Origin of the sequence: Streptomyces sp. HUAS 31 (assembly GCF_028198125.1) — a bacterium.
GTDB lineage: Bacteria > Actinomycetota > Actinomycetes > Streptomycetales > Streptomycetaceae > Streptomyces > Streptomyces chartreusis.
Genome location: NZ_CP116353.1, coordinates 8,891,741 through 8,910,753, shown reverse-complemented (window position 1 = coordinate 8,910,753; position 19,013 = coordinate 8,891,741). Strand labels below are relative to the sequence as shown.

At 70.1% G+C, this 19,013-nt stretch carries 18 protein-coding genes; 5 read left to right on the top strand and 13 right to left on the bottom strand.

All coding sequences use genetic code 11. The features are described from left to right. Positions 1 to 105: 105 nt before the first annotated feature. The 8 genes from PGH47_RS38765 to PGH47_RS38730 form a co-directional block, all read right to left on the bottom strand. Positions 106 to 2,178, bottom strand: a complete 2,073-nt coding sequence (locus tag PGH47_RS38765; protein ID WP_271667348.1) for a heavy metal translocating P-type ATPase — start codon at positions 2,176 to 2,178, stop codon at positions 106 to 108. A 46-nt stretch (positions 2,179 to 2,224) separates the two neighbouring features. Next, a complete protein-coding gene (locus PGH47_RS38760; protein WP_271667347.1) occupies positions 2,225 to 3,094 on the bottom strand; it encodes a metal ABC transporter permease in 870 nt (289 codons plus the stop codon). Next, on the bottom strand, positions 3,091 to 3,891 hold the full coding sequence (locus PGH47_RS38755) for a metal ABC transporter ATP-binding protein (protein WP_271668255.1): 801 nt from the start codon (positions 3,889 to 3,891) through the stop codon (positions 3,091 to 3,093). Before PGH47_RS38755 ends, PGH47_RS38760 begins: the two co-directional genes overlap by 4 nt. 68 nt (positions 3,892 to 3,959) lie before the next feature. Further along, complete coding sequence (locus PGH47_RS38750; protein WP_271667346.1) at positions 3,960 to 4,886, bottom strand: metal ABC transporter solute-binding protein, Zn/Mn family; 927 nt, start codon at positions 4,884 to 4,886, stop codon at positions 3,960 to 3,962. 141 nt (positions 4,887 to 5,027) lie between these two features. Beyond that, on the bottom strand, positions 5,028 to 5,774 hold the full coding sequence (locus PGH47_RS38745) for an SOS response-associated peptidase (RefSeq protein WP_271667345.1): 747 nt from the start codon (positions 5,772 to 5,774) through the stop codon (positions 5,028 to 5,030). A 336-nt stretch (positions 5,775 to 6,110) separates the two neighbouring features. Next, positions 6,111 to 7,277: an acyl-CoA dehydrogenase family protein gene (locus tag PGH47_RS38740; protein ID WP_271667344.1), complete on the bottom strand. Its 1,167-nt coding sequence runs from the start codon at positions 7,275 to 7,277 to the stop codon at positions 6,111 to 6,113. Positions 7,278 to 7,466: 189 nt separating this feature from the next. After that, positions 7,467 to 9,032 (bottom strand): MFS transporter, encoded by a 1,566-nt coding sequence (locus PGH47_RS38735; protein WP_271667343.1) that lies wholly within the window; start codon positions 9,030 to 9,032, stop codon positions 7,467 to 7,469. A 404-nt stretch (positions 9,033 to 9,436) separates the two neighbouring features. Further along, positions 9,437 to 9,853 carry a SnoaL/DnrD family polyketide biosynthesis methyl ester cyclase gene (locus PGH47_RS38730; protein ID WP_271667342.1) on the bottom strand — a complete coding sequence of 139 codons (417 nt, stop codon included), beginning with the start codon at positions 9,851 to 9,853 and terminating at the stop codon, positions 9,437 to 9,439. 198 nt (positions 9,854 to 10,051) lie between these two features. Here PGH47_RS38730 and PGH47_RS38725 point away from each other — a divergent pair, with 198 nt between their 5' ends. Continuing rightward, entirely contained in the window at positions 10,052 to 10,912 is an 861-nt protein-coding gene (locus tag PGH47_RS38725) for a class I SAM-dependent methyltransferase (RefSeq protein WP_271667341.1), read from the top strand. Positions 10,913 to 11,066: 154 nt separating this feature from the next. On the opposite strand, the gene PGH47_RS38720 is transcribed toward PGH47_RS38725, so the two are convergent. Together PGH47_RS38720 and fabG are read right to left on the bottom strand one after the other, a co-directional pair. After that, complete coding sequence (locus PGH47_RS38720) at positions 11,067 to 12,254, bottom strand: FAD-dependent oxidoreductase (RefSeq protein ID WP_271667340.1); 1,188 nt, start codon at positions 12,252 to 12,254, stop codon at positions 11,067 to 11,069. Positions 12,255 to 12,314: 60 nt separating this feature from the next. Beyond that, complete coding sequence (gene fabG / locus PGH47_RS38715) at positions 12,315 to 13,100, bottom strand: 3-oxoacyl-ACP reductase FabG (RefSeq protein ID WP_271667339.1); 786 nt, start codon at positions 13,098 to 13,100, stop codon at positions 12,315 to 12,317. 157 nt (positions 13,101 to 13,257) lie between these two features. On the opposite strand from fabG, the gene PGH47_RS38710 reads away from it, so the two are divergent. Beyond that, positions 13,258 to 13,998 (top strand): SDR family NAD(P)-dependent oxidoreductase, encoded by a 741-nt coding sequence (locus tag PGH47_RS38710; RefSeq protein ID WP_271667338.1) that lies wholly within the window; start codon positions 13,258 to 13,260, stop codon positions 13,996 to 13,998. A gap of 52 nt (positions 13,999 to 14,050) precedes the next feature. Next, positions 14,051 to 14,494, top strand: coding sequence for an ester cyclase (locus PGH47_RS38705; protein ID WP_030956395.1), 444 nt, complete (start codon positions 14,051 to 14,053; stop codon positions 14,492 to 14,494). Between the two features lie 58 nt (positions 14,495 to 14,552). On the opposite strand, the gene PGH47_RS38700 is transcribed toward PGH47_RS38705, so the two are convergent. Further along, positions 14,553 to 15,386: an NAD(P)H-binding protein gene (locus tag PGH47_RS38700; RefSeq protein WP_271667337.1), complete on the bottom strand. Its 834-nt coding sequence runs from the start codon at positions 15,384 to 15,386 to the stop codon at positions 14,553 to 14,555. A 128-nt stretch (positions 15,387 to 15,514) separates the two neighbouring features. On the opposite strand from PGH47_RS38700, the gene PGH47_RS38695 reads away from it, so the two are divergent. Together PGH47_RS38695 and PGH47_RS38690 are read left to right on the top strand one after the other, a co-directional pair. Then, positions 15,515 to 15,964 (top strand): ester cyclase, encoded by a 450-nt coding sequence (locus tag PGH47_RS38695; RefSeq protein WP_271667336.1) that lies wholly within the window; start codon positions 15,515 to 15,517, stop codon positions 15,962 to 15,964. Between the two features lie 55 nt (positions 15,965 to 16,019). Then, the gene (locus PGH47_RS38690; RefSeq protein ID WP_093748219.1) at positions 16,020 to 16,412 is read left to right on the top strand and encodes a VOC family protein; all 393 of its coding nucleotides are present in this window, start codon (positions 16,020 to 16,022) and stop codon (positions 16,410 to 16,412) included. Between the two features lie 110 nt (positions 16,413 to 16,522). On the opposite strand, the gene PGH47_RS38685 is transcribed toward PGH47_RS38690, so the two are convergent. Further along, complete coding sequence (locus PGH47_RS38685) at positions 16,523 to 17,662, bottom strand: hypothetical protein (RefSeq protein ID WP_271667335.1); 1,140 nt, start codon at positions 17,660 to 17,662, stop codon at positions 16,523 to 16,525. A gap of 352 nt (positions 17,663 to 18,014) precedes the next feature. Then, on the bottom strand, positions 18,015 to 19,013 hold the full coding sequence (gene rfbB / locus PGH47_RS38680; protein WP_271667334.1) for a dTDP-glucose 4,6-dehydratase: 999 nt from the start codon (positions 19,011 to 19,013) through the stop codon (positions 18,015 to 18,017).

Sequence of the window (19,013 nt, the reverse complement as noted above, 5' to 3'; positions counted from 1 at the left end):
GTCCGCGATGCCTGCGCTCGCCCCGGGCCGACTCGTGCGTCGGCGGTATCGCAACGACCGGCAGCCGCGTTCGCAGGCACTGCAACTCCGCGGCACCCGCCGGGGTCAGCCGGTCCCCTCCGCCGCCCGCTTCCAGGCCGAGTCCCGCAGCAGGCGCAGTCCGTTCAGCCCGACGAGGACCGTGGAGCCCTCGTGGCCCGCGACCCCGAGGGGCAGCGGCAGCGTCCCGGCGAGGTCCCAGGCGACCAGGCCGGCGATGAACACCCCGGCGATCACGAGGTTCTGCACGACCAGCTCGCGGGCTCGGCGGGACAGGGCGACGGTGGCGGGTACGGCGGCGAGCTCGTCGCGCACGATCACCGCGTCGGCGGTCTCCAGGGCGAGGTCGGAGCCGGCTCGGCCCATGGCGACGCCGATGTGCGCGGCGGCCAGCGCGGGCGCGTCGTTGACGCCGTCCCCGACGACCATCACCCGGTACCCGGCGCCCTCCAACTCCCGCACCGCGCCCACCTTGTCCTGCGGCAGCAGCCCGGCCCGCACGTCCTCGACACGGGCCTCGGCGGCCAGGTGCGCGGCGGCACGGGGGTTGTCGCCCGTGAGGAGGGTCGGGGCGGTGCCGGTGAGGACGGTCAGAGCGGCGACGGTCGCGGCCGCGTCGGGACGCAGCCGGTCGGCGATGCCGAGCACACCGGCCGGAGTTCCGTCGACGACCACGAGGACGGCGGTACGGCCGGCCTCCTCCAGTTCCCGGACCAGTGCCGAGACCACACCTGCGGCGTCGGCGCCGCCATCGGCGTCTGCATCCGCTGCGCACTTGGCCTCGCCTCCGACCTCGCCCTCGACCTTCGACTCGGCTTCAGCTTCGGCTTCGGCTTCGGCGAGCAGCCGCGCCGGGGCGCCCACCTCGACCGTACGGCCCCCGACGACGGCCCGGACGCCGATCCCGGGCGATGACGTGAAGTCCTCGGCGGTCGGCAGGTCGAGGCCACGCTCGCGTGCCGCGTCCACCACCGCGCGGGCCAGCGGGTGCTCGCTGGGGTGCTCGGCCGCCGCGGCGAGCGTCAGCAAGTCGGCCTTGTCCAGGCCGTGTTCGCGCAGCGGCCGTACGTCGACGACCCGCGGTGTCCCCTCCGTGAGCGTGCCGGTCTTGTCCAGCGCCACGGCGTCGATCTGGCCGAGGCGTTCCATCGCCACGGCCGACTTCACCAGCACGCCGTGCCGGCCGGCGTTGGCGATGGCCGACAGCAGGGGCGGCATGGTGGCCAGGACCACCGCGCACGGCGAGGCCACGATCATGAAGGTCATCGCGCGCAGCAGCGCCTCGGAGAACGCCTCGCCGAACGCGAGCGGCACACCGAACACGGCGAGCGTCGCGGCCACCATGCCCAGCGAGTAACGCTGTTCGACCTTCTCGATGAACAGCTGCGTGGGCGCCTTCGTCTCCGACGCCTCCTCCACCAGCCGTACGATGCGGGCGATCACGGAGTCGGAGGCGTCCCGCTCTACCCGGACACGCAGCGCGCCGGTGCCGTTGAGGGTGCCCGCGAAGACCTCGTCGCCCGGCTCCTTCGCCGCCGGGAGCGGCTCGCCGGTGATGCTCGCCTGATCCACCTCGCTGGCTCCGTCGAGCACCAGTCCGTCCGCTCCGACGCTCTCGCCGGGCCGTACGAGGACGGTGTCGCCGACCGCCAACTCAGTGACGGGAACGGTCTGTTCGGTGCCGTCGGCGGCAATGCGGGTGGCCGTGGCGGGTGCCAGGTCGAGCAGGCCGCGCACCGAGTCGGCGGTGCGGGCGGTGGCGAGCGCCTCCAGCGCGCCCGAGGTCGCGAAGATGACGATCAGCAGGGCGCCGTCCATGACCTGCCCGATCGATGCGGCACCGAGCGCGGCGACGACCATCAGCAGGTCGACGTCGAGGGTCCTGTCCTTGAGCGCCTTGAGCCCCTCCCAGCCCGGCTCCCAGCCGCCGGTGGCGTAAGACAGCGCGTACAGCGGACCCCAGATCCAGGCGGGCGCTCCGGCGAGCTGGAGCGGGAGCGGGAGCAGGAAGAGCGCGGTGGCCGCGGCGGCCCAGCGGACCTCCGGCAGCGCGAACAGCCGGGTGCGCCGCCGGGGGACGGCTCCGGCGCGCGCGGAGGCGGCGGGGCCGGCCGCGGGTGGGGTGAGCGTGGCAGTCATGCCCCCACGATAGAGGAACACATGAAGACCCGTTCATATCTTCATGTCAGCTCTGCACGCCGACCCCACCCGTCCGGGCCCGTTTGCCGTTGAAACGCCTGCACACGAGATAGATGCCGAACGAGATCGTGGTGACGTACGGGCTGATGGGGATGCTGCTGCCGAGGGCAAGCAGGATGCCGCCCTCGATGGAGGCCACCGCGAACACCGCGCTCAGGACGGGAAGCAGCACCGGCGAGGCCGTGACCCGGGCCGCGGCCGCCGCGGGTGTGACGACGAGGGTCAGGACCAGCAGGGCGCCGACGATCTGGACGGACAGTGCGACCGCGAGGCCCAGCACGATCATGAAGGCGAAGGACAGTCCGCGCACCGGCACGCCCCGCGCCTCGGCCACGTCCGCGTCTGCACTCGCGAAGACGAGCGGTCGCCACATCACCGCGAGAGCTACCAGCACCACCGCCGACACACCGAGCAGCCAGGACATCTGCGGGGTGTCGACGGCGACGATCTGCCCGGTCAGCAGGCCGAACTTGTTCGCCGCGCGCCCCTTGTACAGCGCGAGGAACAGCACGCCGAGCCCGAGGCCGAAAGGCATGATGACGCCGATCACCGAGTTGCGGTCCCGGGCCCGCGCCCCGAGCAGCCCGATCGCCCCCGCCGCGACGAGCGAGCCGAGGATCGACCCGGCCACGACGTTCACGCCCAGCAGCAGCGCGGCCGAGGCCCCGGCGAACGACAGCTCGCTGATCCCGTGCACCGCGAACGGCAGGTCCCGCATGATCACGAACACGCCCACCAGGCCGCCGACCAGCCCGAGCGCGGCCCCGGCGACGAGCGAGTTGCGGACGAGGGCGAGCAGTTCGCCGTAGTGGTCGAAGGCGAAGATCTGCTGCCAGATCCCCTGGGCGAGGGTCATGGCCCAACTCCGTAAGGCGGTTGGGGATGGTGTGCCGCCTCGTCGGGTGCGCCGACGACCACCACGCGGTCCCGGACCCGCACGACGTCGACCTGCGTGCCGTACAGCCGCGACAGCGCCTCGGAGGTGAGGACCTCGTCGGGCGTTCCGACACGGTGGCCGCCGCGGGCGAGGTACAGCACGCGGTCCACGATGCCCAGCACGGGATTGATCTCGTGGGTCACGAAGACCACCGCGGTGCCGTGGGTGCGGCGCCGTGCGTCGACCAGTTCCGTGACGGCCCGCTGGTGGTGCAGGTCGAGGGAGAGCAGCGGTTCGTCGCAGAGCAGGACGCGGGGGTCGGTCGCGAGCGCCTGCCCGATGCGCACGCGTTGCCGTTCGCCGCCGGAGAGCAGGGCGACGGGGACGTCTGCGTACGCCGTGGCCCCGACCGAGGCGAGGATCTCGTCCACACGTCGGCGTACGGCGCCCATGCGCGGCCGAGGCCCGAAGCGGTGCCCGTCGACGCCGAGCCGGACGAGGTCCCGGGCGCGCAGCATCGTCTGCGCGGACAGGGCCGCCTGCTGAGGGACGAAGCCGATGTGCCGGCTGCCGCGGCCGGGCGGGCGGCCCAGCACCGTGAGCGTGCCGGCGGACAGCCGGCGCTGCCCGAGCAGCGCGCGCACGAAGCTGGTCTTCCCGGCCCCGTTGGGCCCGAGCACGGCCAGGAACTCCCCCGGCCGCACGTCGAGATCGAGGTCCCGCCACACCACGCGCTCGCCGTACGACAGGGCCGCTCGCCGCAGCCGGATGAGCACGCCGTCCGTACCGGGACGGGAGCCGGTCGGTGGGTCGTCCGCGCCGGGGCGGGACACACCGGGGGCTGTCACTTGGCCAGCGCGCTCGCGAGCGCGTCCACGTTGGCGGTCATCCAGGCGAGGTAGTCCTTGCCCCTGGGGAGGGTCTCGGTGACGGGCACGACCGGGATGCCGGCGGCCTCGGCCGCGCGCTCCGCCTTCTCGGTCTGCGGGCCGGAGGTCTGCTCGTTGCAGACCAGCGCCTCGACCTTCTTGCCGGTGAACAGCGCCAGGGTGCTCCGAAGAGTCCGCGGGGAGACGTCGTCGCCTTCCTCGATCGCCTCGCTGAACTCCTCGGGTGTGGCGTTCCTCAGCCCACTGGCCTCGATCATGTACAGCGGGACGGGCTCGGTGATGGCCACGGCCTCGCCGCCGTGCTCGGCCTTGATCCGGGCCTCTTTCCGCTCCAGCGGCCGGAGCAGGCGTACGAAGTCCTTCGCGTTCTCGGTGAAGGTCGCGGCGTCGGCCGGGTCGGCCTTGCCGAGTGCGGCGGCGATGCGGTCGGCGAGTTCGGCGACGGTCGGGAAGTCGTACCAGACATGCTCGTTGAGCTCGGCGCCCTTCGGGGCGGTCTTCCCGGACACCTCGACGGCGTTGATGACGTGGGGGGACGAGCCTGCGCTCTTCAGCATTCGGTCGACGAAGTCGTCGTAGCCGCCGCCGTTCTCGATGACGACCTCGGCGTTGGAGAGCGCCAGTTGATCGCGGGTGTTGGCCTCGTAGGAGTGTGGGTCCTGGGCGGGGTCGCCGATGATCGAGGTGACCTGGACCTTGGCGCCACCTATTCGCCGGGCCAGGTCTCCATAGACATTCGTCGAGGCCACGACGGGGACGCCGGAGGCAGCGGCGGGACCGTGAGCTCCGGCGGAGTCCGAGGAGCCGGCGCAGCCGGCGAGGAGGGTGAGGCAGGTGCCGGTCAGCAGGGCCGCGGACAGGCGGCGTGAGGGCATGGGCATGGATACCTCCGAGCAGGGCGAATGATCCGCCGAGCCCGATCCGTCCCGGCGGCGGCTCCACGCTAAATGAAAATGGATGTCAAGACGGCTCTGCGGGCCCCTCCCCGGCCAACCCTTACCGAGAGCTCACCTTTGCCGTGGTCAGGGGGCGGGGACCTCGTCCAGAAGCTGGGGGCCGTTGTTGCTGACGCTGTTCACCGCGGGCGAGACGGGGCGGGCGTCGAGCCGGCCGTCGGCCGGTGTGGTGAGCAGGGCACGCAGGTCGTCCGTGGACTGGTGGTGGGGGTCGAGCCAGGCGTCGTAGTGCTCGGGGGTGAGCGCGAGCGGCATGCGGGGGTGAATGCGGCCGGCCGCGTCGGTGGCCTCGGTGGTGATGATCGTGCAGGTCAGCAGCCAGGCGGCGGGGTCGTCGCCGTCCTTGACGGCCGGGTCGCGCCAGAACTCGTACAGACCGGCGAGAGCCAGGACCTGTCCGTCCTCGGGGTGGATGAAGTAGGGCTGTTTGCGGACCTTGCCGGACTTCGCGTCCTTGACCGGGTCCCACTCGTAGAAGCCGTCGGCCGGCAGCAGGCAGCGGCGTTTTACGAACGCGCGGCGGAAGGCGGGTTTCTCGTGCACGGTCTCCACGCGCGCGTTGATCATCCTGGCGCCGATCTTCACGTCCTTCGCCCAGGACGGCACGAGGCCCCAGCGGAGCGGGCGGAGCCGCCGCTGGGCCGGGGCGTCCTCGTCGGCGCCCCGTGGAGCGCGCTCCAGGACCGCCCAGACGTCGTCGGTCGGGGCCACGTTCCAGCTCGGCGCGAGGGTCTCCTCGGGGTGCCACTCCGTGACCTCGAACAGCTGGGCAAGGTCTTGGGGGCTGCGGGTGGAGGCGTATCGGCCGCACATAGGGCCACTGTGCCACGGTGGGCGGTTTGGGTCCTGGTGGGGTGGTCGGGGGTGTGTCGGCCGGGGTGTGGCGGGCGCGGGTACGTCGGCCCAGGTGAGTCGAGCCGGGGTGTGGCGGGCGCGGGTACGTCGGCCCGGGTGAGTCGAGCCGGGGTGTGGCGGGCCGAGGTACGTCGGCACGGGGTGGGTCGGGCCAAGGAGTGTCGGCCAGGGTGTGCCGGGACGAGGAGTGTCGGTGCGGGGTGTGCCGGGACGAGGAGTGTCGGTGCGGGGTGTGCCGGGACGAGGGCGCATCGAACCGAGGTGCCTCAGCCGGGGCGTGCCGGGCCGTCCGGGTCAGACGTCCAGCCCTCCGCGCTTCACGAGTCGGTCGGCGATGATGTTGCGCTGGATCTCGTTCGTTCCCTCTCCGACGATCATCAGCGGCGCGTCCCGGAAGTAGCGCTCGACGTCGAACTCGGTGGAGTAGCCGTAGCCGCCGTGGATGCGGACGGCGTTGAGGGCGATCTGCATGGCCGTCTCGGAGGCGAAGAGCTTCGCCATGCCGGCCTCCATGTCCACCCGGTGCCCGGCCTCGGCCCGACGGGCGGCGTAGAGGGTGAGCTGGCGTGCGGCGGTGAGTGAAGTCGCCATGTCCGCCAGGTAGTTACCGATGGACTGGTGCTGCCAGATCGGCTTGCCGAAGGACTCGCGTTGCCGCGCGTAGGCCAGCGCGTCCTCCAGGGCGGCCCGGCCCACGCCGAGGGCGCGGGCGGCGACTTGGAGGCGGCCGGTCTCCAGCCCCCGCATCATCTGAGCGAAGCCGTGCCCCTCCACTCCCCCGAGCAGCGCGTCAGCGGGTGCGCGGTGGTTCTCGAAGGACAGCTCGCAGCTCTCCACGCCCTTGTAGCCGAGCTTGGGCAGATCGCGGGAGACGGTCAGACCCGGTCCGTGTTCGACGAGGAGAACGGACATGCCGCTGTGCGCGGGCTCGGCGTCCGGGTCGGTCTTGCACAGCAGGGCGATGAGCTGCGAGCGGCGGGAGTTGGTGATCCACGTCTTCGCGCCGTTCACCACGTATCCGTCGCCCTCCCTGTGGGCGACGGTGCGCATCGCCTGGAGGTCGGAGCCGCCGCCGGGCTCGGTCAGTGCCATCGTCGCACGGGTCTCGCCGGTGGCCATCCGGGGCAGATGGCGCTGCCGCTGCTCCTCGGTACCGAAGTACAGCAGCAGCTTGGCGACGACGGTGTGCCCGCCCATCGCGCCGGCCAGGCTCATCCAGCCCCGGGCCAGCTCCTCGGTGACGAGGACGTAGCAGGGCATGGAGACGGGGGTGCCGCTGTACTCATGCGGGACGGCGAGTCCGAAGACGCCGAGTTCCTTCATCCGCTCGATGAGGGCTTCGGGGTAGGTGTCGGTGTGCTCCAGCTCCCGGGCGACGGGCTTGACGTCCCTGTCCACGAAGTCGCGCACCGTCCTGACGACGAACCGCTCGTCCTCGGACAGGAGGTCGAGACTGCTCATGGTCCGCTCCTTCGGTGTACCCGCCGGATCTCCATTCATGGTCACGCATGAACCGGTCCGCGAGAACGCCCCGACACGGCCGACCGGGAGCGGGCGCGGGACGGTACCGGTGGGACGGGGCACACAGGAGCACCGGTGAGAGCGGGCGCGCGAGGCGCCCGCTCTGCTCAGCCGATAGTGGCGGCGGGGTCAGTCCTCGGATGTGGTGCGGCTGCCCTCCTCACCCGCGGTCTCCTGGGCGGGTTCCGCCCTCGGCGGTGTCGTGAACAGTCCGCACAGCACAGTCGCCGCGATGAGCACTGCGGCCGCTACGAGGAAGGTGACGTGCATGGAGTGGGTGAAGCTCGTCGCGAAGGCGTCGTCGCCCAGGCGCCGGAAGAGGTCGGCCTCGCTCACGCTGAGGCCCGAAGGAACGCTGGGCGGACTGAAGTTCCCGGCGCTGTCGGCGGCGGCCAGGAACTGGTCGCGCAGTCCCGACGGCAGCTGGGCGGCCTGTTCCTGGGCCTCCTTGGGGAGATCGGCGTTGATGCGGGCGGACAGCAGGGCGCCCAGTACGGCGGTGCCGAGGACGCCGCCGACCTGGCGGGTCGTGTTGGAGACACCCGAGGCGGCACCGGCCAACTGGGGGTTCACGCCGTCCATGGTGGCCTGTTGCAGCGGCGCGAAGGTGGCGCCGCTGGCGATGCCGATGATGATCAGGCCGGGCAGCAGGCTCCAGGCGTCGCTGTGTGCGTCGGTGGAGGCGACCAGGACGAGCAGGCCGACGGTGAGCATGGCGAGGCCGGCCATGAGGACGTACTTGCCGCCGAACTTGTCGGACAGCCGGCCCGCGTAGGTGGAGCCGACCGCGGTCAGGATCGCGTTGGGCAGCATGACGGCGGCGGTTTCCAGGGCGCTGTAGCCGCGGGCCGTCTGGAGATAGAGCACCAGGACGAAGGCGATGGCGATCATCCCGAGCTGGAAGATGAAGCCGACGCCGTTGCCGACCGAGAAGTTACGGGCGTTGAAGAGGGCGAGCGGCATGAGGGAGTCGGTCTTGCGGCGGTGCTGCCACAGGACGAACAGGACGAGCAGCACGACGCCGGCGATGATGACGGACGCGATGCTGATCGGGCCTGCGATGGTTCCCCAGTCGTAGCGCTCGCCCTCGATGAGGCCGAAGACGATGCCGGTGAGGCCGGCGGTGGCCAGGGCCACGCCGGTCAGGTCGAGGCTGTTGCTGCGGCCGGGCCGCATGACCGGGACGTACCGGACGGCCAGCAGGGCGGTGACGATGCCGATCGGCACGTTGATGAAGAAGATCCAGCGCCAGCTGAGGTGGGCGAGGAGGAAACCGCCGACGACCGGGCCGACGATGGGCGCGAAGCCGACGATGGCCCCGAAGAGGCCGAACGCCCGGCCCCGCAGCTGGGGAGGGAAGATCGTCAGGATCGACGAGATCACCTGCGGGAACAGCAGCGCCCCGCCCAGCCCTTGCAGCACACGCGCGGCGAGCAGCCAGTCGGGTGACTCGGACAGCCCGCACAGTGCCGAGGCCACGGTGAAGAGGGTGATGCCGATCAGGAAAAGCCGCCGATACCCGTAGATGTCGCCGAGGCGCCCGGTGGTGATCAGCAGTACCGAGAAGACCAGCATGTATCCGTCGATGATCCACAGCACCTGGTCGTAGGACGCGTCCAGGCCGTCGATCAATGTCGGGATGGCGATATTGACGATGCTTCCGTCGAGCAGCGCCATGAAGAATCCGACGCACATGATGGCGAGGACCAACCATGGCCGTTGCGTGACCGGGGCTTCCGCCGTTTTGACTTCCGTCACTCCGATGACCTCCATGAACTCGGAGCACCGGCCGTGGCTTCGGGGACGTGGCGCAATACCGTACGCCCGCACTCGACGAGCTTGAGCGGAACGCCGATCTCAATGCGTCGCTGAGCCCGAAAACCGTTGGCCGAAGGGAAATCCTGCGTGGTGAAGGCACGTTGGGAGCCACCACCGGAACAGAGATATCCCTTGGTGTATGTGACTCCCACCTTCTCCACGGTCATCGGGACCCGAAGAAGCTGGTTGGCGAGGCATGAGCCCAACGGTGAGAAGCCGAATCGGACTCTAGCAAGGGCAGTGAGGGCCTCGCAACGAGGTCGATCTCGCCGCGGGCGGGGTCAGTCGGGCAGTGCCGGGAGCCCGAGTTGCCGGAGACAGCCCAGGTCGTCGCGCCATTCGCGGTGGTGCCGGATGCGGCCGTCGACCACCTCGCACAGGTGCAGTTGTTCGGCCGCGAACCGGCGGCCGGTGGGCGGCAGTCCGACGAGGTCGCCGGTGTGCCGACCGCTCATGACCAGGTACGCCGTGACGTACCCGCCGCCCTCCCGGTACTCGATCTCTTCCAGATGCAATTCGGAGAACGCGTTGCGCACCCAGTCAACGGAGTCCGTGAAGCTCTCCGGGCCGCGCTTGGCGGAGCGTTCCAGTGTCGCCGGGTTGAGGTATTCCGAGTGGATGTAGTCGGACGCGTCGTCGGTCTTTCCCGTCGCGAATGCCTGGACCATGCGACGGACCACATCTATGGCCTCGCTCATCTCCCTCTCCCTTTCCGTCTCGGCAGACGATTCATTCGTCGCGGCCATCTTTGTCCCGCAGAACACGGACCACAAGACCTCCCCGTACCGCGCGCGGCAATTCCGAGAGCGCGACTCGAGAAATTCTCGACCCGCACTCATGCGGCGCTCCAGCGTCGACCGCTTATCTCTCAGGAGAACCGAAGATGCGGAGGAAGAATGGATTCGACTGCCTACAAGTCCGGAGTGACGAACGCCTTCAAGAACGCCGCCGATTCCTACGACCGGGGCGGGGTCGGGTTCTTCACCCCCATGGGCCACCGCCTGGTCGAACTCGCGGCGCCGCAGCCGGGTGAGCGGGTGCTCGACGTCGGCTGCGGCCGGGGAGCCGCGCTGTTCCCGGCCGCGCGGGCCGTCGGGCCCACGGGGCGGGCCGTCGGCATCGACATCGCCGACACCATGATCGAGGCCGCGCGGGCCGAGGCGGCACGGGCCGGCGCCGACAACGTCGAGCTGCTGGTCATGGACGCCGAGCGGCCGAGCTTCGCGCGCCGCTCCTTCGATCTCGTTCTCGGCAGTTACAGCATCCTGTTCCTGCCCGACGCGCCCGCCGCGCTGGCCCGTTACCCACGCGTCATGACGGCCGCGGGCAGGCTCGCCTTCACCTGCCCCGTCTTCGAGGCGGACAGCTTCCCGTTCCTCCCGCCCGTGTTCACCCCGATGATCCCGGCGTCGGTGCCCGCGGCCCTGCCCCCCGACTGGCAGCCGAGCGAGCTGCGCCGTCGCTACAACGGCTGGCTGTCGGACGTCGAGCTGCTCCGAGCGACCCTCGGCGAGGCCGGGTTCACCGACGTGGCCGTACGGGACCAGGCCGTACCCATGACCGCCGAGTCGTCGGCCGCGTGGGTCGACTGGTCGCACACACAGGGCATGCGGCTGCTGTGGGAGCGGCTTCCGGTGCCGGTCGCCGCGGAGCTGCGTGATTCGCTGATCGCCGGGCTGTCCGAACTGAGCGGCCCCGACGGCTCGTTGGTGATCGAGACGCCGGTGCGGTTCGTCACCGCTCGCGTCGGCTCCTGACGGGGTCCGGCTGCGCGGTGGGGATGCGGTGGGCGCGATGTCCGCTCGCATCCCCGTCCGCGCGTTCGACGGCCGGTGTTCTGCCCGGCCTCGGCGCATGCTCGACAGCGGACGCCGGGGGCGCGTCCGCTGTCGAGTGGGTTCCGTGTGCCGGTCAGGCGAGCTTGGCGAAGAGTGCCTTGCGGAGCCGGGGTACGGCGGATGCGGTCCGGAGCACCGTCTTGAACAGCAGGCGTTGTGTCGTGCTCTCGGACACGAACATCCGGGCGGCGCGCAGCGACTCGGAGACCGCGCGGAAGCCGTCCCGCCGCATCGCGTCCTCGTACCGGCCCACGGCCAGGCGTGTGTCCGCGCTGCCGGTGAGTTCGCGGGCGAGGAGAGCGGCGTCGTTGAGTGCCATGTTCGCGCCCACGCCGCGCAGTGGCGTCATGCTGTGGATGGCGTCGCCGAGGAGGGTCACCCGGGTCGCCGGCCAGGGGTCCGGGGGAACCGAGGTGCGGATGGGCACCGCGTTGACCGTGCCCGGGTCGGTCTCGCGGACCATCGCGCGCAGCGCCGGGTGCCAGGAGCTGGTCAACCCGTCGACCAGCTCCGCGAGTTGATCGCCCGGCAGGGTCTCGACGTGAGCTGGATAGCGGTGTGCTGCGGCGCCGTACGCCCACATGAGGTAGCCCTCGTCCGCGCCGGGCTCGTGCCGTGCGACGAACATCCCCGTGCCTCCCGGCGCGACGACCGAGTTGGGGCGGGAGCTCAGGCGCTCGGGGAGCAGCCGTTCGGCGACGGGCAGGGCCAGGCGGCCTACGATCGAGACCATCCCGATGTCGACGCGGCGCGCGTGCGGCAGATACTGGGCGCGGACACGGGAGTTGGCGCCGTCCGCGCCGACGACGAGGTCGGCCGTGGTGCTGGTGCCGTCGGCGAAGTGGCACTCGAACCGACCGTCCGGGGTGTGTTCGTACCTCTCGAAGCAGGCGCCGAACCGGACCACGTCCTCCAGCCCCGTCAGCAGGACCTCCCGCAGCATGCCGCGCTCGGCGGAGTAGTGCGGTTCGGCGTCCGGTCCGCCGTCGAGGACGGCGAGTTCCCTCAGCCGTTCGGTGAGGAAGCCGAATTCCTGCCCGATCCGACCGGCCCGGGACAGGAACGTCTCCCACACCGGGGCCGGCAGGCAGCGGCGCAGGGCGCGGGCTCCGGTCGGGTTGATGCGGACCCGGTAGCCGTGCAGCGCGTCGGTCGGGGTGCGGTGCCTTTCGTGGACGGTCACCTCGATGCCGGCCGTGCGGAGTGCCTGGGCCAGGCAGAGTCCGCCCGTCCCCGCGCCGATCACCGCGACGTTCGCCATCGGCCCCCGCCTCCCCACTGTTCGGCGGCGCGACGGTCGCGTACCCGGGAGGCGCGGGGGTCAGTGGACACCGAAGCCGCCGCACACGTTGAGGGCCTGGCCGGTGACCGAGGCGGCCTTGGGCGAGGCGAGGTAGGAGACCATCCAGGCGACCTCCTCCGGCTCGCTGTACCGGCCGATGGGGATGTCGGAGGCCAGTCGGCGCAGGGCCTCCTCCTCGTCCACCTGCCAGATGCCCGCCTGGCAGGCGCGTACGTTGACCGACATCGGCGTCTCGACATATCCGGGGCACACCGCGTTGACCGTGATCCCGGTCTTCGCGAGTTCCAGCGCGAGGCAGCGGCTGAATCCGACGACGCCGTGCTTGGCGGCCGCGTAGGGCGCGCCTCCGATCGTTCCCTGCTTTCCCCAAACCGAGGCGATGTTGATGATGCGGCCGTTCTGCCGCTCCGTCATGCGCCCTTCGTTGAGCACGGATTTGGACATCAGGAAAACACCGTTGAGATTGGTGTCGATGGTGGCGTACCACAATTCGTTGTCGATGTTCGCGGTGATTCCTCCGCCGGGCCGGCCGGCGTTGTTCACCAGGATGTCCACCGGCCCGTACCGTGCGACGCAGTCGGCCACCAACGCGGTCACCTGGTCGGGCTTGGTGACGTCGCACGCCTGGCCACTGACCTGGCCTCCGTCCGCCCGCAGTTCGGTCACCGTCTTCTCGACGGTTTCGGCGTCCCGGCCGCAGATATGGACACGTACGCCTTCCGCCGCCAGTGTGGCGGCGATCGCCCGGCCGATTCCATTGCTCGCCCCGGTGACGATGGCTGTCCGCTCGATGTTGTCCGTCATGGGCCCAAGTTCGCAGCCCGGCCTAGCGCCGCACTCGAGGCGGAATGGAAAGCCGAATGAGCCGCAGCCAATGCGATGAGGCCGCTTCAAGTCGTTTTCTAGGCGCTCCCGGCACCTTGAGATGCCCCGTCCGCGAGAAAGAGGAGAGAGCAGCAGCATGCGAGGAATCGTCATCACCGGCGGCGGCACGGGCATCGGCCGTGCCGCCGCGCACGCGTTCGCCGACGCCGGCGACGCGGTACTGATCGTCGGGCGGTCGGCGGACACGCTGGCCGAGACCGCGAAGGGCCGGGACCGCATCCACACCCTCGCGCTCGACCTGACCGAGCCGGACGCGGCCGCCGTCGTCGTCGACACCGCGCGACGTCAGCTCGGGCGGCTCGACGTGCTCGTCAACAACGCCGGGATCGCGAGCTTCGCCGGCCTCGGCTCGCTGGCACCGGCCTCGGTCGAAGCGCAGATCAGGACCAACCTGATCGCGCCGATCCTGCTCACCCAGCAGGCCCTGGACCCGCTGGAGGAGACCGGCGGCCTCGTCGTCAACATCAGTTCGGCCGGGTCGATCGGGCTGCGCACCATCCCGGACAACTCGGTGTACTGCGCCACGAAGGCGGGCCTGGATGTGCTCACCCGCACCTGGTCAGTGGAGCTGGCCCCGCGCGGCATCCGGGTCATCGGCGTCGCGCCGGGTGTCACCGACACCGGTGTGGCGCTGCGGGCCGGTGTGTCCCCGGCCCAGTACGAGGCGTTCATGGAGCGGATGCGGGCGGAGATCCCGCTCGGCCGGGTCGGCGCTCCGGAGGACATCGCCTGGTGGATCGTCACGCTGGCCTCGGCCGAAGGGGGATACCTCAACGGCGCGGTGATACCGGTGGACGGCGCGCTGTCGGTCACGTGAGCCCCCTGCGCCTCCGTCCATGCCCCGAGGTGCCCTTCTGAAAGGAACGGCCGTGAGCAGCAACGTCGACGTCGTACGGAGGATGGTGCGCGCCTACAACACCGGCGACACCAGTGATGTGGATCAGTACATTCACCCCGACTATCTGAACCCCGCCTCCCTGGAACACATGGCGGACAAGAACTGGCGCGGACCGGCGGTGTTCGCGATGGCGGTGAAGTGGCTACGGGCCACCTTCTCCGAGGAGGTGCGCCTGGAGGAGATCCGGTACGAGGAGCGCGGCGACTGGGTGCGCGCCTATCTGGCCCTGTACGGCCGCCATGTCGGCGAGCTGGTGGGGATGCCCGCGACGGGCCGTCGTTTCTCCGGGGAGCAGATCCATCTGATCAAGCTGGTCGACGGCAGGATCCGGGACCACCGTGACTGGCCGGACTATCTCGGCACGTATCGGCAGCTCGACGAGCCGTGGCCGACCGCGGCAGGCTGGCGGGACTGACGCCGGGAGCGGTACGCGGCCCCGGGGCTGATGGCCCCGGGGCCGCGCGTGCGTGTGCTCAGCCGACGAGTTGGGCCCGATGGTCGCGCACCCACTGGTCGAACGGGGTCGCCGGTCGGCCGGTGACCTTCTCGACCGTGGGCAGCGGCGCCGGCGGGTTGGCGACCGACTCGACGAGGTAGCCGAGGACCATGTCGACCACGGGCTCGGGCATGAACCGGATCATCTCCTCCCGCGCGGCCCGCGGGGTCACCTCCTCGAAGCGGATGCCGGTGCCCGTGACCGCGGCGATCCGGGCGACCTGCTCCGGCTGGTCCAGCAGCTCCGGTCCGGTCAGCTCGTAGCGGGCGCCGGCGTGACCGTCCGTCATCAGGGCCGCGGCCGCCACCGCCGCCACGTCCCTCTCGTGGATCAGCGCGCGCCGGGCTTCTGGATACGGAGCACGGACCACACCCTCGGTGCGGATCGAGTGCCCCCATTTCCACAGCAGGTTGTTGGCGAACTCGTCGGGCCGTACGAAGGTCCACTCGACGCCGCTGTCCTCGACGGCGCGTTCCACTGCCCGGTGGTGGGCCCCGCTGTGAGTGGTCTCGTCGTGCACGGAGCTGGACGACAGCACCACGATGCGCCGCACACCGGCCCGCACCGCCCGTGCGACGACCTCGGGCGCCGTCTCCGGCACCGGGAACAGATACATCCGCTCGATCCCCCGCAATGCCTCGTCCAGGCTGTCCGGCCGGGTCAGGTCGCCGGCGACCACCTGTACGTCGTCGGGGGCGGGGGTCCGCCCCGGTGTACGGGTCATCGCCCGCACTTCGAGCCCCGCCGCCGCCAATTGCCGTGTCACCTCTCTGCCGACGTGTCCCGACGCGCCGGTCACCAGATACGTCATGCCGCCCGACCTCCTTTCGCCGATGGCCATGTCCTCGCCGTGAGTCTTGCGACCGCTCCTTGATGTGTTCTCAAGGAGCGGTCGCAAGACTTTGGAACCAGCACCGGAGCCGAAGGAGGTAACGAGAGTTGACTGCGGCCGACAACAAGAAGCGCTGTCTCGAGATGGTCGACGCATGGAATCGCGGGGAGCTCGGCGGAGTCACGGCGCACTGGTCACCGGACGTCGTCCATCACTCCGAGGAAAGGATCGTGCCGAACGAGGAAATGGTCCTTCGCATGGAATCCGGCCTGACGGCGTTCCCCGATGTGCGTCTCGACGTCAGGAGTGTGCTGGCCGAGGACGATCGGGTCAGCATGCGGATCAGCGTCACCGCCACGCACAAGGGCCCGTTCATGGACATCGCTCCGACGAACCGGACGGTGACCTGGCACACCGCGGAGGAGTTCCGCTTCGTCGACGGCAAGGTCGTCGAGCACTGGGATGTCATCAACTACATGCCGATGCTGCGGGAGTTGGACATGGTCGGCTCCGACGTGCGCGGCTGGGGGACGGCCGAGCGGCAGGACTCCCAATAGCCCTCGGCGGCGAGCCGAATCGCCGCCGGGCTCCCGACAGAGAGGGGAATTACACATGGCCGTGGAACTGAACCACACCATCGTCCTGGTGAAGGACAAGGACGCCTCGGCAACGTTCATGGCCGACCTTCTCGGCCTGCCGAAGCCGAAGGAGATGGGCCCGTTCGCGGTACTCCAACTCGCCAACGACGTGTCGATCGACTTCATGGACTTCCGGGGCGAGGGCGACATAGTTCCGGGACACTGCGCATTCCTGATCAGCGACGAGGAGTTCGACCAGATCTTCGGGCGCATTCGCGAGGGCGGCATCGAGCACTGGGCGGACCAGTACCACCGGGAACCCGGCCGGATCAACGACCGGGACGGCGGGCGCGGGGTCTACTTCGAGGATCCGAGCGGGCACAACATGGAGATCATGACCCGGCCCTACGGCAGCGGCGGGGCGTAGACGTCACCCGCCCGCGGACCGCGCGCAGCCGCGGTCGCCGGGGGCGGGGTGCACGGGGGCCGTCACCCGGAGGCAGGCTTCGGGTGACGGCCCCGTTCGCACCGAATCGGTCAGGTCTCCTGCAGTAATCGGTCCCTGGACAGGAACTCGGCGATCCTCCGGGAGGTCTCCCGGGCGATCGCGGGGTCGTTGCGCAGGAACTGCCGGCGCAGCCCCGACAGCCGGACGCGGGCACGCTGGGAGACCATCACCCCGGCCAGCGACAGGGCTTCCTCGGCGGCCTCGGCGGCTCCGTCGATCTCGTCGCGGCCGAGCCGGGCCTCGGCAAGCGAGGCGGCGTGCAGCATCCGGTTGCGGGGCTGGCAGTCTCCGAACAGCGCGAGCCCGTGCGCCAGATAGCTCTCGGCCCGTCGAAAGCAGCCGAGCTCCAGCCAGGACCGGCCGGCGTCGGCGAGTATGACGGCCCGGTTCACCCACTGGACCCAAGGCTTCGCTGACGCCGGTTCGGCATCGAGGCTCAGTTCCGCCGCCTCCGCGATGGCGTGCTCGCAGCCCGCCCGGTCGCCGAGAGCCGCACGGACCCGTGCCTCGCGGGTCGCCAGCAGCGCCTGGTGGATGCCGCGGTCGTCGCGGTCCGTCCCCTTGCGTGCGATACGGATGAGCCGCAGCCCGGCCTCCGGCTCGCCTTCCCAGATCGACCGGTAGCTCATGCCGGAGAGGATGTACGCGGCCAGCGAGCGATCCCGGGCGATACGGGCCGCGGCGAGCCCGGTCAGCAGGCAGGACCGGGCGAGACGGAGCAGTCCCAGTTCGGCGGCGAGCCAGCCGGCCAGCTGTGCCAGTTCGGCGATGAGGCGGTGCAGTTGCACACCGGTCGGCTCGTCGTAGGCATGGTCCGCGGCCAGTTTGCGCGCGAGTTGCAGATCCTGGAGCGCCCAGTCCATGGCGAGTCTGGTGCTGGAGATCTCGTCCACCTTGCGCAGTTGCTGGAGGCGGGCGGACAGCATCTGGATCGCCACTTCCGGTACTTCGTCCCCGTACAGCCGGACGGGAAGCGCCGGCTCGTCCTCCACCAGCCAGGCGACAGCCACATTGGTCAGATCGGCCATCGCCACCGGCAGGCTCGGAACGGAGGACACGGTCTGGATGCGGGCGGCCCGGCCCAGCACCCGGTTGGTCGGCGGGAACCCGGGCCACAGTGCCTCCACCGTGATCGGCTCGCCCAGTCGCTCGGCGAGGATCTCGGCCACCACATGAGGCAAATGCCGACGGGGTCGTGCCCCTTTCAACCAATTGTACGGGGCCTTTTTGCTGATTGTTCCCGCTCCGCACTTCTTGTTGATCTCCAGGGCCAAATGTTCCGGAGACCAGCGAAGTCTGGTCAAGCACGAGGCGAGCAATGAAGACGTCTCATGGACGGTCATCGTTTCCCCCTAATGACGCAAATGATCTCTGGCCAGTGTTTCCAGCCGTGCTCTGCATCAACCCATGATCGGGAACACTGACTTGAACAGTTCGACTCGAAACGACAGGCCGTCGCGGGCCCCGGTCCGCGCGTCGAGGACGCGCTGAAGACCCGGGCCCGCCGAGGGAGGGCGACCGCTACCCGCCCCGTGCGTCGTACGCGCTCTCGACGGCGTCCTTGCGCGACGCCCACCACCAGGGGTTTTCGCGATACCAGTCGATGGTCGCGGCGAGCCCGGAGCGAAAGCTCCGATGACGCGGCTGCCAGCCGAGCCGGGTCCGCAGCTTCGACGAGTCGTTCGCATAGCGAAGATCGTGGCCCGGTCTGTCGAGTATCTCCTCATACCGGTCCACCGGTTTCCCCATGAGTTCGAGGAGTATTTTTACAATCGCTTTGTTGCTCATCTCGCAACCGGATCCGATGAGATAGGTCTCACCGATCCCGCCCTTTTCCAGGATGAGATGGACCGCCTCGTTGTGGTCCTCGACATGCGTCCATTCCCGGACGTTGCGGCCGGTCCCGTACAACTTCGGCAGCCGGCCGGTGAGCACGTTGGTGACCTGACGCGGGATGAATTTCTCCGCGTGCTGATAGGGCCCGTAATTGTTGGCGCAGTTCGACAGCGTCGCCGCCACCCCGAAGGAGCGCACCCATGCCCGTACCAGCATGTCGGAGCTCGCCTTGGTCGCCGAGTAGGGGCTCGACGGGTTGTAGGGGCTCGCCTCGGTGAACTTCTCCTCGGAGTCGAGCGGGAGGTCGCCGAAGACCTCGTCGGTGGAAATGTGATGGAAGCGCCGGTCGTGCCGCCGCACGGACTCCAGCAGGACGTAGGTCCCCATGACGTTGCTGCGGACGAACGGTTCGGGGTCGCGCAGCGAGTTGTCGACGTGCGATTCGGCGGCCAGGTGGACGACGAGGTCGGCGTGGGCGACGAGGCGGTCGACGAGTTCCGTGTCGCAGATGTCGCCTTCGACGAAGCGGATGTCGCCGGCCACGGCCTTGAGGTTGTCGCGGTTGCCGGCGTAGGTCAGCGCGTCCAGGACACAGATCTCGAACTCGGGTCGTGTGGTCAGCGTGTGGTGCACGAAGTTGGCACCGATGAAGCCGGCACCGCCGGTCACGAGCATGCGCGTCAT